This window comes from Firmicutes bacterium HGW-Firmicutes-1 (assembly GCA_002841625.1).
Classification (GTDB): Bacteria; Bacillota; Clostridia; order Lachnospirales; family Vallitaleaceae; genus HGW-1.
Window position 1 is genome coordinate 1 of record PHAG01000014.1, and the last position, 17,327, is coordinate 17,327.

Annotated in this window: 11 protein-coding genes; 1 reads left to right on the forward strand and 10 read right to left on the reverse strand. The window is 31.8% G+C overall.

Annotation, left to right across the window (positions count from 1 at the left end; translation table 11 throughout):
* From CVU84_15490 to CVU84_15535, 10 genes are all read right to left on the reverse strand, one after another.
* On the reverse strand, positions 1-676 hold a 676-nt coding region (locus tag CVU84_15490), incomplete at its 3' end, for a hypothetical protein (protein PKM93389.1).
* On the reverse strand, positions 673-1,380 hold the full coding sequence (locus tag CVU84_15495; protein PKM93390.1) for a DNA-binding response regulator: 708 nt from the start codon (positions 1,378-1,380) through the stop codon (positions 673-675). The genes CVU84_15490 and CVU84_15495, both read right to left, overlap by 4 nt.
* A gap of 144 nt (positions 1,381-1,524) precedes the next feature.
* On the reverse strand, positions 1,525-2,628 hold the full coding sequence (locus CVU84_15500; protein ID PKM93391.1) for a hypothetical protein: 1,104 nt from the start codon (positions 2,626-2,628) through the stop codon (positions 1,525-1,527).
* 22 nt (positions 2,629-2,650) lie between these two features.
* The gene (locus CVU84_15505; protein ID PKM93392.1) at positions 2,651-3,808 is read right to left on the reverse strand and encodes a hypothetical protein; all 1,158 of its coding nucleotides are present in this window, start codon (positions 3,806-3,808) and stop codon (positions 2,651-2,653) included.
* Positions 3,809-3,847: 39 nt separating this feature from the next.
* On the reverse strand, positions 3,848-5,926 hold the full coding sequence (locus CVU84_15510; protein PKM93393.1) for a hypothetical protein: 2,079 nt from the start codon (positions 5,924-5,926) through the stop codon (positions 3,848-3,850).
* Positions 5,927-5,981: 55 nt separating this feature from the next.
* Positions 5,982-7,610, reverse strand: coding sequence for a hypothetical protein (locus tag CVU84_15515; GenBank protein PKM93394.1), 1,629 nt, complete (start codon positions 7,608-7,610; stop codon positions 5,982-5,984).
* Positions 7,611-7,647: 37 nt separating this feature from the next.
* Positions 7,648-9,021 carry a hypothetical protein gene (locus CVU84_15520; GenBank protein ID PKM93395.1) on the reverse strand — a complete coding sequence of 458 codons (1,374 nt, stop codon included), beginning with the start codon at positions 9,019-9,021 and terminating at the stop codon, positions 7,648-7,650.
* Positions 9,022-9,029: 8 nt separating this feature from the next.
* Positions 9,030-10,730, reverse strand: coding sequence for a nucleotide exchange factor GrpE (grpE, locus tag CVU84_15525; protein PKM93396.1), 1,701 nt, complete (start codon positions 10,728-10,730; stop codon positions 9,030-9,032).
* 30 nt (positions 10,731-10,760) lie between these two features.
* Positions 10,761-12,434 carry a hypothetical protein gene (locus CVU84_15530; protein ID PKM93397.1) on the reverse strand — a complete coding sequence of 558 codons (1,674 nt, stop codon included), beginning with the start codon at positions 12,432-12,434 and terminating at the stop codon, positions 10,761-10,763.
* A 12-nt stretch (positions 12,435-12,446) separates the two neighbouring features.
* Complete coding sequence (locus CVU84_15535; GenBank protein ID PKM93398.1) at positions 12,447-15,218, reverse strand: hypothetical protein; 2,772 nt, start codon at positions 15,216-15,218, stop codon at positions 12,447-12,449.
* A 158-nt stretch (positions 15,219-15,376) separates the two neighbouring features.
* Here CVU84_15535 and CVU84_15540 point away from each other — a divergent pair, with 158 nt between their 5' ends.
* Positions 15,377-16,462: a threonine-phosphate decarboxylase gene (locus tag CVU84_15540; protein ID PKM93399.1), complete on the forward strand. Its 1,086-nt coding sequence runs from the start codon at positions 15,377-15,379 to the stop codon at positions 16,460-16,462.
* Positions 16,463-17,327 lie beyond the last annotated feature (865 nt).

Sequence of the window (17,327 nt, forward strand, 5' to 3'; positions counted from 1 at the left end):
CGTCCACCAATTCATCTACTATTGGTAAGTACTGTTCATATATTCTAACCTGCTCTTCTGCATTTAAATTTTTCAGGCCATTTCTTAAAAAAATAATCGTTATAATCATTACTAACATTGCAAAAATAATAATTATAGCAATATTCTCAATTAATCCTTCGAAATCAACATTCGAAAAGGTTAATATCATCCACACAACTACTATTATATCAATACAAATGATTTTGAAGACTTGGTTCTTTTTCTCAATATAATTAAATAATATATTGATTGGAATGAATTTTACCATAATCAGAACTATTGTTATTCCTGCAGTTTGAACTATCATTCCATACGCAAATGTATATTCAATTTTACCCATGATAAGATATAAAGGGGCTAGTATTATTATCTGAATCATAATTATTAGAACCATACTGAGTATGTATAAAAAAATCGACTTTTCAATTTCTTTATATATTAAACAAATTACTACAATTAGTATCAAGGAAGTGATTAAAACGTTATATTGTTTATCTGCAAGCGTTGAAGCTTCCACACTTATTATTATGCCACCAAACATTAACAAAAAATGCCATAATTTCAAACGCCTTTTTGGGTTACATAGTTTCGTAATAACCAGAAAGAATTGCACCCAATCTAGAAATGTCATAATTACACTCTCAAAAAAACTCATAGCCACTCCCCTTTTAGGGCTTCCCGATAATTCTCTCCAAAGGGAATCTTGCCATAATCATTTGTTAAATAGATCATTTCCTGTGACTTATCAACCTTATAAATAAAGCTTTCATTTACTATAAAACCTTTATGACATCTGATAAATCTATCACAAAGCTCTTTTTCAATTGTCAACAATGTGTATGTAGAAATTGTAAATATTTCTTTAGTAGTCACCATGATGAGCTTTCGATTTTTACTTTCTATATAAACAATATCTTTTTGAGGAACAGATATACTATAGCCTTTTTGCTTTAATATTAGATTAAGCTGTTGAGTAGGCACATTGCTTATGCCATATTTAATTACATTAGAAATTGTTTTCTTGACTCTATCTACTTGAAAAGGCTTAATAATATAATCATAACAGTGAATTTCTATAAATGCATTTAATTGGTGAGTAGGTATGGATGTGATAAAGATAATTGGAGTCATTGTATAATGCTCAATCTCACGAATTTCTTCAGCTAATGTGATTCCAGAATAATCTTTGAGATGAATATCTAAAATAAACATTTCAATGATATCATTCTTTGCCATAGAAAGTGCTTTTGCTGCATATCCGGTCGTAATGACATCAATTGATAGATCAATACTAAGTACTATTTCCTTCAAACCCGTACATATAGACGGATTGTCTTCTACAATCATTACTTTTCCCATTTCCTTACCCCTCCCTTACAGAATGAGTTTATATGGCAAATTATAACAAAATTCCTTAATTTTTACAAGCTGCGAATATGAGAGTTAAATCCATATTACTGCTACCAGTAAAAAAACGCCTTGAATTGGCGTTTCATATGATTGCTATATTGAAAGCTCGTTATCCATAATCTCTTCTAATAATCTAGATAAGATAAGGATTTCATTTTCACATTGATCATAGGCTACTTTTGTACTATCCTTTTCCAACTCCAATGCTGTTTGAAGCATGTTTCGTCCTTTTTTTGATATGAAATAGTCAATATGGTCTGTCACGAAGCTTCCACCTTCAATATTGTTACGTAATAGCAACCTGTCCAAATCCTCTATAAGAGTTGCCATACTACTAGAAATACGTTTGAATTTTGCTTCATTTCTTGAATTGTTCTGATAATTCTCCCATCTCATTTGCAGCATTTCACTGCTATTCACTCTAAACTTTTTATATTCGTAATCAAGAAATTGTTGAATATTAACATATTTAATTTTTGTTTTGTTCGTAAGCTCAACTTCTCTTTTTTGAAGTTTCTGGTTTTTCTTTAACTCATGAACTAAATATCTTCTAAACACAAAAATCCACAGTCCCATAAACCCAACTAAAACTGTAACTACCAATGATGGAAGGAAAACATCAAACCCATAAACAAAAAACATCGTCGTTAAAATTAATGCCGCAATAGAAGAAAGTATAATCATACCGACCAATGCTATCTTAATAAAAGCTAGTGCAGCAAGAGCTCTATTGTTGCGATATGCTATTTCTGCTTTTTCACCCTCTAAATGATACAAATCATTTTTTATTATGCTTAATTTCGTTTCATGTTCTTCCATTTGAACGACAGCATTTGAAATCTCATCTTTGTACTTTTGAAGATAATTAGTTGCTGTATTCTGATTTTTTAGCAATTTTTGAAAGGTTTCTTTTTCAAGAACTGTTTCAGAATAAAGTCTCGATAAGCTTTCAAGCTCCTGAATTTCATCTTTAGGTAAGTCCTCAATTTTTTGAACCAATGTAAGCTGATTAATGATATGTTCATATTTTGGCTTCAAATCCTGTTTTTTCTGAATGGAAGCCTGCACTCTAGCTCTAATGGTTTCCCCTACTTCTTCTGAAGTAAACATGTTTTCTAAATCTATACCCTGCAATATTTCTACTTCTACCCTAGTTCTTTTTTTTAGAGCTTTTTTTATTTTATTAAAAAATTTCATAATAGCACCTCATTTACGCTATTTATTCTGTAAATCTTTGCCTTACATCATCCTTCCAAATCTTAACCAATTCATTTATTTTAGCTTCATAATCTACTCTATTTCCTGCTCTTTTAGCAATCAATGCCATTTCATAAAGGATTTCATCCTTCAATTCTTCATTTCTAGCAGCGTTAGATATCGCTCCTATGGCTTTGATTATTTGTTTTTCCTGTCTATATAATTTAGCTAGGTGTAAATATAATTTCGAATTATTCTGGCAACTAATTACTGCATTTTCAAGTAAATCAATAGCTTCGGAACTTTTGTTTAATTTTATATACCACATTGATTTTAACATAACGTAGTCTTCTTGTCTTCTTTGTTGAAGATCAATTGCTTCTTCAATAACCAAGCTTGACGGATTTATTTCTATTGTCATTTCAATTATTTTAACTAAAATATCATCTCGATTGTCTAATTTATATGCATTCGAAAATGCATCTAAAGCCTTATTATACTCGTTCTTAATTTGATAAATCAAACCACACTCATATAATAAGTCTGCTTCAAAATTAGTTTTCAAGAGCTTATTTATTTTCTCAAGTGCAAGGTCTTCCCTATTGGTCATTTTTAATAATCTAATGATATTTAAATGTATCTCTAACTTGTCGCATTCTTCTAATGCTTTATTCAACGCTACTTCCGCTTCTTGAAAAAAGTATAATTGCAAATAGGAAACCCCAATGTTGTGTTCGACAATTGGATCATAAATGTGTGATTGTGCTTGCTTATAAAACTCTAAAGCTTTTACATATTTTTTTTGTCTAAATGCCATATCACCTCGAAGCTTCAGTTTAAGTATAAGTGGCTTTTCTTCCCATTTTTGAATTTCCTTTTTGAGATCGTTTAAATGTGTTACATCCATACAAGCAGACAGTTCCAATAACCTAAGAAGTTTAAAAGAATTTGGTATGTTGTATTCTAAAATCCTAGTAAATTCTATATACAAGTCGTTTTGTAATGACACGTCAGAAATAAAACGTACAAACTCCTTCGTATCAACTATATCCGCAGCTTCCATCCAATGATGATAGCAATAACATATTAAGCCTTCAAGTGAATATACCCTTTGAGACGTTTCTTTAAAAACATATGGTTGTTGAATTTGCCTGATTGATATACTTTTATAAACCTTCAAATGAAATCCCTCTCTTTATATAACATGAAGTTTTTGAAGCTATACTCGTACTAACTCTGCAATGCTATATGCGATATTATCTAAAATATCATAGAAAGAATCATCCATACTATAATATTTTCCTTCAGATTGTATGAGAGGCTGATAAGCTTCAAGGCTATCTTTATCTTTTCTAGCTACTACATAGGTTGTAATAGTAGCTGCGTCTAGTTCACCTAAAATATCAAGGATATCTTTCCCACTAACTGTTGGAATATGAGGTGGGGCATCTGTAATTAATATAAAAATGGTTTTATGGGTTGGATCTAATTTTGCTTCATGAACTAACTTCAATCCAGTTTCTAAGGCATCTAGAGATGACTCTGGTAAATCGCCTCCATAGTTTCTTGGTATTTTTCTAATTCTCTTTTGAAATTTAAGGATATCATTCGTAAATTTGTAAACCTTTGGTTTTTCCTTTTCGAGCAAATCACCAAAGCCGATTAGTCCAAGTTGAAAGTCTACACCCTTGTCCTTAAGAATTTTAGAAAATTCAATCGCTTTTTCTTGAACACCATTAATATAAGAATCCATGCTCCCTGTTGTATCCATAATAAATACAATGTTCATACCTTTCGTTTCCGGGGTAAAGCTTCTCTCTGGCAACTTAGGCAACCGTTTAGTTCTATCGAGTTGAGCGCTTACTACTCTTTTTGTTTTTTGATCCATTACAAAAACTTCAAAAATATTATCTTCGTTTATTGAATATGTTATTTCTAGAGATGATTCATTCTCTATCCCTTCTAAAATAAGACTTCCAATATATTTTCTATCCTCTTCTAACCCTTCTTCCCATTGGTAAACATCAACTCTTACTGCACTTGAGCCTTCAGATGCCTTGAACTTATTGTCTGTAATTTGTGTTGGAATTGAGGTTCCCATTGGTATAATGGGTATTAGCCTTTTCTCCATTGTTGTTTCATTTACAATTGCCTCAGTACCAAATATTTGTCTGGTTATTTGTCCTACTTTAATTTTACTATTAGGTAAGTGGATTAAGTAATTGTATATTGCAGCCCCCATAGCAACACTTTTTGCTGGATCAGTTGCTCGATATGGTTCTTTAATATAACCAGCAACCATTCTTTTTACCATCGGTATAAGAGTTGAACCTCCTACCAAAATAACCTTTGAAATCTCATCAGGTTCTTTTGAAGCTCTAGCCAGTGCCTCTTCAACAATATTTCTACTTTTATCAACAAAGGATCTGATTAATCCTTCAAAGTCTTCCTTAGTCACTTCAAGATTAAGGTTCCTTGGTATTCCTTCATAAATTAACAATGGTGAAATCTTTACCGAGGCAACGTTTGTTATTGATAGTTTTTTCTTCAATTGCTCTGCTTCTTGCCTAAGCTTTTGTAACACTCTGCTATATTCAAGTTCCTCTAGTTCACCCAAATCTATATTTGTCATCATTTCAAATTTAGTTATCATATATTCTGTCAAAGCATGATCAAAATCATCCCCCCCTAAGTGCATATCTCCTACATCGGATAGCTCTTGAAAGGTTTCATTACCATAAATGTCTTGGTTCACTTTTAAGACACAAGCATCAAACGTTCCACCACCAAGATCATAGATTAATAATGTTTGGGCATAGCCTTGCTTATATCCATATTCAATTGCGGCAGCCAACGGCTCTGAAAGCAAATGAACAATTCTAAATCCTGCTAATTCTCCAGCCTTTTTTGTTGCAAAAACTTGTCGATCATTAAAATATGCCGGATGGGTTATGACTACTTCATCAAAGATCTCTCCTCCTTGAAGTTCAGCAGAATCCTTTAATTTCTTTAATAATATACTGCTTATTTCCTCAGGTAAAAATGAATCTCCATTGATGATTAAAGGTTCTATATCACCCATCTTTCTTTTAATTGACAGTATGGTTTCTTCCGGATAAATGACAGCTCCATTTTTTGCTTCACTACCAACCACTACTTCATCAGTATGGAAACAAACAACAGAAGGCAATACTTCATCTAAGCCCTCTATCTTAACAATATCTAATCTATCAGCAATGTTATCAAAAATAACTGCAACTGAATTTGTTGTACCAAGATCAATACCCAAATATGCCATTTTATTCCCAACCTTTCATTTGTTTTGCATTTACATCTTATCTTACATTTGCATTTTATTTTGCATTTAAGATTGTTCTTACAACCCTATTTGGAGAAAAGCTAGCCTTGAAGGCACTAGGTTCAAACATTTCAGGATACCCTAGATCTTCAACCTCTCCTCGTACGATACCACTCTCTTCTTCTACTGAAAGAGTAACCTTCAATTTTGTTTTTCCTGAAGGTCGTTCTGGAAGTCCCTCAACAAATACTTCTCCAATTAGTCTACATTTTTCAATTTTGTCTTCCTTACGCATACGTTCTAATATTCTTATAGTAAGATTCGTCATTTCTTCTTGTGTATTACCTGTTAAAGTAAATACCTGAGTCTTTTTGGCAAGTAAGTACGGCGTTCCCCTACTTATCATAGTATGAAACTCCTTTTTAGTTCCATAATCTATCTCAAATCCAATGTCATGAGGCACTGTAATTTCAAAATGAACCATTTGACCAGTTGCCATCATATCTGGATGCTCTAATAGCCCCATTTTTATTGCTGCATAATAAGTTGCCCCAATTGATATATTAAGTGCCGGCTTGTCTGATGAATAGATTTTCTCATAATCATTAAAAATGGAAATGAGCATATCCTTCACCCAAGGCATTGAGGAAGAACCACCTTCTAATAACACAAAATCAATATCAGCCGGATGAATCGCACCCATATAACCGTCTGATAGAGTTTTCAACACCAATTGTCTAGTCGCTTGAATAAATGGATCGATGATAGTTTCTATTTGTATTCTTGTAATTTCTTTCATAAAAGGAGGAATGCAGAAAGTAAATGGTACGCGAAGCTTTTTAACACCAGATAACCTCTCTTTAATATCTCTAGCACTTTGCATCAATTCAACTTTATTTTCATTTGATAGCTGATCCTTTGTAAGTCCTACCTCATCATAAATCATTGTATACAGCTTATCAAGAATCATTGCATCTATTTGATCTCCACCATGATAAGCATCTCCGCCTTCACTAATTACTTGTAAATGGATGTGATCTGATGTCATTTGAGAAACGTGAAATACAGTAATATCTAGCGTTCCTCCTCCAAAATCAAAAATCATCATTTTTTTACCTTCATTTAATGCATTTTTAAAATGATAGGTTAGTGCAGCAGCTTTTGGTTCTTCTATTAGACATATAAGTGATTCACCAAGTCCCGCCAACTGGCACGCTTTTACAGTTGCCTTTTTAGCTGAATCATCAAAATCATATGGTACCGAAACAACGACTCCCGCAATGATTCGATTAGGATTTAAACTTAAAGTATGTTGTAATAATTCCTGCAAGATAATTCCTGAGATTTCTTCTGGTAAATACCTTTGATCGCCAAGGAGTATTTCTTCGCTTGTTCCCATTTTTCTCTTAACTGATGTGACTGTATCCTGTGGATACATGATCATGGATTTATATGCTTCATCTCCAACAATCCATTCAGGACCTATTTCATTTCGAAATTGAACAACAGATGGCATTGGTATCTTCCCAAAGCCTTGACTGATGTCAATCGGTTCTGGCCTCTTACTATTGCAGTTAAAATAGCTTACTACAGAATGCGTAGTTCCTAAATCTATTCCAAGGATAAACCAGTTCTCGTTAAACTTATTATTTTTTATAATTTCTTGTCTATACTTTTCCCACACTTTAATCCACCACCTTTGGTAGCCATAATTTTCGTTATCACATTGGTAGATATTCTATATCTATTTGAGTCGCATCTTCCACCTTAGTTAACTGAAGGTTGACTCGAATTTTATGTTCAAGCGCTAGTTCATTGCTTAAAACTATTTTTTGTTCAAAAGATATCCTATTATTTTCATCCTTAGACATAATATCTAAGTCCAATTCTTCTTCTCCTTCTAAATCTATAATAAAAAGGTTGTCATGATGTTTAAGTGATACAAATATCTCTTTTTGGTCTTCTATAGACATAATACCATACTGCTTTTGTTCAAAATAAAAATGATATTCCTCATGGTTTAGCAATCTATTTGAAGCAATCATACAGCAACCTTTAGAAACCACATCATACGGATTAAGCTTTAATGTATTCATTTTTTCACCAATCATATCAACTGGCCATTGCATCTTATATCCTTTTCCAATCAATATTACCTGTTCCTGATAATTTACATACTGACAAACAAATTTATCTAGAATTAGCTTAAAGGATTTCAGTAACTCTTCTAATCTATTATAAGTTATCACTTTTTGAAAAGGTGGATATGCAAAGCTGTAATAAATCTTCGCTGATTGTCTTTTTGCATACTTTTGGAAGATCCAATGTTCTTGCTCTCGAAATAACTGGTTGAGATTTGTTTCTTCATCGTCTGAGAGTTGCTCGAGCATAAAGTGCTGTTGATACAATAATTTCAATTCTTCTTGCAGCACTATATCTATCTGCTTCATGGATATTTGGGGTTGCGATGAATCTAATTCAACTCGAATTGAATTACCTCTTTTTTCTACAATGCTTACCGTGAAATTATTATAATTATAATCAAACACAAATGTTCTTCCTTCAAAGGGCAGTTTTTTATATCGAAGCCATTCACAAATCGCTTGTGATGACATTACAACCTGCACTTGAATGCCTTCTAGCTCGTTTAATCCATCTTGTACATAACCATGAATATCTTTGTACATAATATCAGGTACTGAAACTGCAAGGGTAGAAATAGTTGCATGAGGATTAAGTTGCTTAAAGCTGTCTATAATAATTTTCACAAAAATACACAACAAAGTTTCTGGTAAATATTTTTTATCACATATAACTACTTCTTCTCTAGTTATCAATCGTTCAATTAATCGTTCGACTAATATAGTGCCTTCTACATCACGGTTTATATTAGCATGTTCACCTATGAGCCATTCATTTTCTTCATTCATATATTGCATAATGGTAGGAATAGCGACTTGACCATATCCACCGCTTCTATCATAAATCACTGGTTTTAATGCTTTATGATCTAAGTAGCTTATAGTAGCTTCCTGTTGTGCCAGTTCGATACCCACTATATAATTTGTTTCATCTATTTTCGTATTTTTCGTCATATATACCCCTACTTTGCAGCAATTACATTTGCTCTCACAACAGGTATTCCTTTATATTTATAACCTTTCGTATGAACAGCTACAATTTCTCCTTTTTTGAAGCCTTCTACAATTTCTGCCATAATAATTTCTTGCTCTTTTCCATTGAATTTATCATGTACATTTGGATCAATCAGCTCTATTTCTGCTTGTTTAATGATACCTTCAATTAATCGATAACAATCATCTATTCTTTGAACGATCTCTTTAATATTCTCGTTCTGTTGAAGTTTTAATTTTGGCAAGCAAAACTTTACTATTTCTTCTAGTGTAACCATTTCAAAAAGCAAATCTGTTTTCAAATAGGATAAATCAGCCTTAAGACTATGCTCTATTAGTTGTGATACCAACCTACTAAAAGCTTCCTTTGCATTCATAAATGATTCTTTAGATTCTGTCATCATTTTTTCAAAATAATATGTAATTTTACTCTGAAATTCTGTATTAAAATCCAAAAGTTGCTTCTCATAATCAATGTAGTGTTCCTTCTTAGATATTATATAAGCAAGATCTTTTTCTTTCAGAGTTTCATACTTAAGCTTAATTGTTTCCACTATCTCAACAATTTCTTCAGTCTCTTCAAAAGTCTTCAGTGTATCTTTTGATAGCTGCTCTAGGGCTAGTTTTAAAGCTTGTACTACTTGACAGCTTAAATATTGAACCTCAATGGATAGCTCATTGATTTCATTCAAAGTAAACATAATTGTTTTCGTTAATTCATCACTAACTTCAATCTTTAGCTTTTCAAACAGCGCTAGTTTATCTTCTTGATAGGAATTAATTAAGCTAATCAGTTTTTCATTTTTCATTACACGCTCAATCATATGATTATAATCTTTTAATTTATCAAAGGATTGCTGAATGATATTAGTAGAAAATTTCGATCCATTTACTAGGACATATAGTTCTTTTTCTTTTACATCAAGTTTATTATATAGTTCATGAATAACTGTAATAATATTTTTCAGAACATCCTTGTCTGATTCATCACCAATAGAACTGGAAAAGGTGTCAAAATGAATCGATTTAAATGCGTCTAAATTTTTTCTTGCAGATGCTACAAAGCTAATATATTTTCTACCTTCGATTCTTCTATCAAGTACATTAATCATTTTAAGTGCATACCCATGGATTTCTTTTATATTTGAACCTTCATTGTCAAATACATTGCCTAAAAGATCCTCAAGGAGTTTGCTAATTTCAAAGTCTAAAAATCCCGATGGAATATTATTTATATAGTTTTGAATTGCTTTTTGAAAAATATTTTTCATATGCTGAACTGATCCAGATACCAATTCTATTCTTTCTAGTTCTATTTTGTTTTCTGGTTCCTGTGGATAATCGTCAAGGATATTTTTCAAACTCCATATGATACCCTTCAAAATTTCTTTAATGTCCTTTGACTTAAATCTTCCAACATTTTTATCAAAAATATCGATGCATTTGGTGTAAATTTCTTTTATTTCTTCTGAAAAATAATACAATGTTTCCAATTCTTTAAATTGGTTGTGTTGCTCAAGTTCCCGTTTAAAGCTAAATAAAAACATGGAAGACTCATTCTCTAGTTGCTTCATAATGAGCTCTAGGAGCTTTTCTTCAAAGTTTTTTCTGCTAACTAATAACTTAAGCAAGATATTATCAAGCTCTTGTTCTTTGATAAATTCATTCATATACGAACCCCCATAATAAAACTACATAATTTAATACATTTTGTCTACAGAAAGTCTGGTTTCTATACCTTCTTCACTTGTACTTTTGGCTTCGACACACAGCATATTGTCTTGTCCAACACTAAAGTAAATCTTAACCTTTTCTTCACCTTTATCCTTAGGAGGTATTCCTCTCAGTGTAGTACCACCAAGCCTTTTCATACCCTTTTCATATACGAACTTTAGTCCTTGATCCTGTGGATGTGTATCCTCATATACAGCAATAGCCATACTTGTAATCCCATCATAATTCGTTTCAAGTAATTCATCAGCTTCGATAACCAATCCTTCCACGGGAATTTCAATATCTCTTTTTACAATTTCCAAAAATCTTCTACCAGAAATTTCAAGACCTAATGGATGTATGGTTTTCTCTAAAACTCTAGGTCCACTCATAGATGGTAACATAATTCTGTTACAATAATATGCTGCACCTGTAGAAATACTAAGTGCAGGACTCAGCTTCGTCTGATAAGGTTCTTTTCCAAAATACTCGGTAATGCGATTTTTAACTTCAGGTATTCCTGATGTACCTCCTACGAGAAACACTTCGTCAATATCTTCCGGAAAAAGATGAGCCATATCGATACACTTTTTAATACAAACCATTGTTTCTTGAATTAAATCTATAACACTCTTTTCATTCATTTTAATAAAATTTTCTTGTGTGTCATCTAGAATGTGTTCCCGTTTATGGTTTATAAAATTCTCTCTGGATATCTCCATATTAATGTTAACAATGTAAGGTTCTTGAATGAATGGAGCTAATACAATCTTAGTTGAAAATGCCGAAGATAGTCTTTCTTTTGCAGTATTGGCTACTTGATATAATCTAACCAATGCCATTTTTTTGTTTTTCTTCGAAACACCATCGTCTTTATGTAAATCAAATAAATCAATTGTATCTTCCGTTTGCTTCAAAAATTCTTGATATATAATATCCATCATAATTTTGTCAATATCGTTTCCACCTAAATAATTATCACCATAAGTACTTAAAATAGAAATCTCCGGTTCTATTTCATTCGTAGCCTTAATTTGTAATATACAAGCGTCAAAGGTCCCCCCACCAAAATCATATATTAAAACCTTCTTATCTTCTTGAACACTTAATGCATAAGAAATTGCAGCAGCTGCAGGTTCTAATCTTAAAAAGATGTTCTCTTCATCAAACCCAGCCATAACAGCAGCATCTTTTGTTTTTTTCTTTTGCTTATCCGTTGAGTTTGCCGGCACGGTAATAACACATCCAGTGAATTCTCCAGACATTTTAAGCGTATCTCTAATATAGCAGTCTGCTTGCTCCTTTAGATGGGCTAAAATTTCAGCAACAATATTCTCAGGTTTAAATTCATAGGTATTTCCATCTACGAAAACTTTGATTATTTCATCCGTGTCTAAGTATCTTTTAATAGACATAACCGTACTTTCAGGAAAAATAACTGCAGCTTCTTTTGCACCTATACCAAATATTCGACCAAGCTTGTCCTTCTCATCTTCATCGCTTTCAAATTGAATTACAGTTGGGAAAATATTACTTCCATCAATAGGTACTGTGTACACTTGATTGTCGTCATAATGATATATACTAACCACAGAATTGGTTGTTCCAAAATCAATCCCTAAATACATGCCTTTTTCTTTTTCCAAACCTAAAATACCCAAGGTACATCCTCCTTACAAAATATATATTTTTTTGATTTCTTTACTGCTAATATTTATATAATGTTCGACAGTCGTTTGAAGGCTAGCTATATCTTTCATTTCCTTACTCATTTCTATTGTATTTATTAAGTCAAATAAGCTTTCTGATTCCTGTTGTTCAATCATATCCTTTTTCATAAATAAATCACTACTTTTAATATCTCGATTACCTTCTGAGTCGATTTCTTCAATGTAATATTGAATGCCTTCATTATAAAACATAATAACATTAACAACATATAGTCCTAAAGCAACATGCTTCATTTCTACACTTCTAAATTGCTTATCATCATCTAATCTATAATTAAAAATAATCTTTTTTAACGAATTGCTATTGTACTCAAAGTATTGTTGTACTCTATGCCTTTCTCCTAAATAATTCTCAGGAACCAACTGCATATACCATGAAAAGAATATACCAGCATCAATTAGTTCTTTGATTAGTCTTATAATCAATGCTTCATTTTTTCGCGATACTTTTGTATACGTTTTTAACAATGCTAAATACACACCAAAATCAGACTCTTTTTCTGCAATATCTTCTAGTAATGTTATAAGATTAGGGGATACTTTTGTATCTTCAATCAGAATTTGAGCAGTGATATAATGTTTCATCCATTGATGGATTACGTTATTATCCTCTTTCAGCGCATAAGAATAATAAACATCCATTACTTCATCAGAATATTTTCTTGTTAGTATTCCTTTAAAGAGTATTTCTTCTACAACAATCTTTGGAAAAAAACCATTGCTAGTTGATACTTTATAAAAGTCCAATAAATCACTGATGGTTCCTTTTAAACCTTTAGCCAGAACCTCTAAAATAATTGGCTGATCATTATGATTCTTGTACGCCTCTCTTGCCATTTGAATCGCATATATAGGGTGAACTTCCTCAACATTTCTAATGAGTTCCTCCATCAATTCTTCAGGTATATCTAAAAGCTTTCTAGCTTCAAACAAAGAAATGATGCAATCCATCAGCTTATTTTCGACTAAATAGCGTAAATATATTACTTTTTCATATGGATCATCTGGAACCACATTATCTTTTAAGAAAGCCTTCGTGATCTGTTCAATATCTTTGGAATGATAAAAATACAAGCTTTTATACCGTTCCTTTTGTATGAATAAATTCAAATAAAAGAATTGCTTATATTTTTCATCTAACATTTGAACATCAAAAGTCATTTTCAAATACTCAATATTAAGCAATTCATTATTATGATAGGAAGCTTGAATATATTTTTCTTCTAATCCTACTATTCTACATCTTTCCGCTAAGGATTTTTTATAAATGATGAAAGCTTCTTCATCTATACGATTTGTTTTAATATAAAAAGCACAGAGTAATATAAGCATATTTTTATTTTCATCTTTTAAATATAGCTTTCTAGCAATATGTTCATTTATGTTATTATGTTGAACTAATTGGAGTGGACTATTTTCAATTTTTCGTAACCACTTCATTCCAATTGCATTTTTTGCAATAGCCCAATTTAAAACAGCCTTGTAAAATTTATCTTCTTGATAAGGAACTAGAGGGTTTGAATTTAACAATAGCACGACTTCGCTAAATAATATCCTATTCTTTTCACCATAATGATATAGTTCTCGAAATTCTTCATATCCATTTGTATAATGATTTGAATACTTATTTTTAAGAAGAATTTTCAACCAAGAATCGCGATTCATTGGCTTCCATCTGCGTAATAACTCATTTACACTTTCACCCTTTATGAGTTCTAAAAAAAACATAAGTAAATCACTTACATCTAATCGTTCTTTATCGTAATACAACAAATAATGATCGATATTATTGATTTCTTTCATTGCAAGATCTTTCTTATTACATTCAATTGCTAATAAACAGTACATTAACCTAAGCATAATATTTGTTTTATCATAATTGATAAGCGCTTTTAATTTGTCAAGCATATGGTCAACTGTTTTATTCTTATTGCCAAGCAATACCATATCACAATATTGTCTATATATTTGAACTACTACATCCTTATACTCTTTATAGGTTGTTATTTTTAACTTTGTAGGAAGTTTTCCAAGTTCGGTTAGATACGTACTCATGATTCTTTCACTTATTATGGTTCCTTGTTTCATCTGGACCTTAAAACTTAACTCAATTTCCGGATTCGTTTTTAAGGGAACTTTACCTAGTATTTTATCGAGCTTACTTATTTTGAAGCTCATCTCAACTGTCTTAGTATTTGTAACTTTAAATTGCTTTTCATTAAATACGATGTACTCATTGAGTGGCGTTAGAGAAATATCAAGCTGTTCATTCGTCGGATTTATTATTGTTAATATACCTGTGTCCTCACAGTGATAGCTCTTTTGATCTAATTCAAATAGGATCTGTTTCTCTATTGCCTTTGGATAGTGTTTTTTATTTAATGCTATTGTTTTTTGATCCACCATGACAATTTTAACAGGCACCAATATTTCTCCACCATTATATGTAATTATAATCGTATCTTCAAATTCTTTATCTATAATACAACAAGAAGTATTTACACTATATTCTATAATACAATAGTTACCCTTGATCGTACTTTCCTTTAATAGAATAATGTTGTTAACTGACTCTATAATACCAGCAAAAAGTCCCTCTCCATTGTTGAAAATTTCTAATCTACCAGTATAAGTCGTATCCTTAACAACACGCAAAACAAGCTCTGTCTCCGACAAAACTGGCATAGGTATATCTAAGTGATATGTATTTTCCATCCAATGCTCTAAGAATTTTTGCATGATATCACGTCACATTCATTATATTTGCTTTTTATTGCTTTTTCCTCTAAAATGGATATAATATGATTATATCATTTTATTAGATTTAATATCAATCATTATGTCAAAGATTTGAAGAAAAGAAAGGAATTAATATGACACATTTTCATGGAAGTGATCTTGAAAAAATAGAAGCTGCTTACGGAATAAAAAAAGAAACAATCATAAACTTCAGCTCTAACGTTAATCCTCTTGGTCTTTCTGAAAGCATCAAGACATATTTACCTCAAAAAATCGAACTTATTGCATCCTATCCTGATCGCAATTATTTAAGTCTTCGATGTGCCATTGGAAACTACATCCATATGGATAGTGAAAATATAATCGTAGGAAATGGCTCAACAGAGCTTATTTCTTTGTGCATAAAAGCGATTTCTCCAAAAAAATCTCTAATCATTGGTCCTACTTACTCAGAATATGAACGAGAGGTTGGTCTCTGTGGTGGTTCTTCAGCATATTATCCACTTCAAGAAAAAAATGAATTTGAAATAGATATTATGCACCTTAAGAACAGTTTAACCACGGATTTAGATTTGCTTGTCATATGTAACCCAAACAATCCAACTTCAACGGCTATTACTACTTCTGTGATGAAGGAAATTCTAATAGATTGTAAGAAAAAAAACATTTTTGTTCTTATTGATGAGACCTATGTTGAGTTTGTTCACGATGTTAACAATGTATCCGCCGTGCAATTGGTTCATGACCATGATAATGTGATGGTAATAAGAGGTGTTTCTAAGTTTTTTGCTGCTCCAGGTCTAAGACTTGGCTATGCAGTTTGTAGTAGTCGTTCTCATATTTTAAATATAGAACGTCAGAAAAACCCTTGGACTATAAATGCTTTAGCCGCCTTTGCTGGTGAGTTAATGCTAATGGACAAAGAATACATTCTCAAAACGCATCAACATATTGCTGATGAAAGAAAAAAAATTGTCACCACTTTATCTAAATGGGATTTTGTAAAGTTTATTGACCCTGTTGCAAATTTTGTATTAGTTAAAATCCTAAATGAATCCTTTAACGCTAGCAAGCTTTTTAATGCACTTCTTGAACGCAAACTAATGATTAGAGATGCATCAAGCTTCCCGTTTCTTGATGAACAGTATTTTAGATTTTGCTTCTTACATTCTGCTCAAAATGATTTACTCCTAAAAAGCATAGAGGAAATATTAAAGTAATGAATAATTCATATTATATTTAAGAAATGGACACACTAATTAGCGAATATAAAGGACAAATAACCTTTGAATTCGCTAATTAAATTTTCACTGAAAGGATTTAATATGAAAGAAACCCAGGATATCATTAAAAGAGTTCATTATATTACTTTTGAATATGATAGCATTGAAGAAAAAGAGCTTCACATTCATTCAATGGAAAGCAAAGACTATGAATGCTTAGATCGATTTGAGGATGCATTTAAAGCAACCTTTAGAAAATTCTTGCATGACTAAAACTAGGGCTAATGCAACAGTTCTGGATTGGAAAGATCATGCATCTCATCTGACATTTGGCAATGAGTTGAAAAAATTAAGAGTTGGCAAAGGCTCACGAAATTAATGAGTTGATAAAGAGTCGACAAAGAGGCTATACTATGTGTTTTATTCGCTCCAACCCGCATCCGTGCGGGTTAAGTCACGCCGTTCCGCATCCTGCTCCACTATCAAACACATAGTATAGCCTCTTTATCTCTGTAACGTAACCTTTGTAAGAATCAAACCTACATTACGATACATTTAGAACTTGCTTACATTTCTTAGTAGATAAGTAATAAACATCGAATAGTTTAGCTCAAGTTATCGCGATAAATCATCAAATAGTTTGGTTTATTTGTCTGTCAGATAGATATAGTGATATAATATCACTATCAGGTTGTTAACAATCTAGTTAATCTGGATTAACGAAACAGAGATAAATGCATTTTTTCTTCAAGATGAATACAAAAGGCAGTAAGTGTTCATTTTTCGCCTGACCGGCCGAAGGGTAAGGCCAGAAAAATGAACACTTACTGCCAATAATGCATACACCTATCAGACACCTATA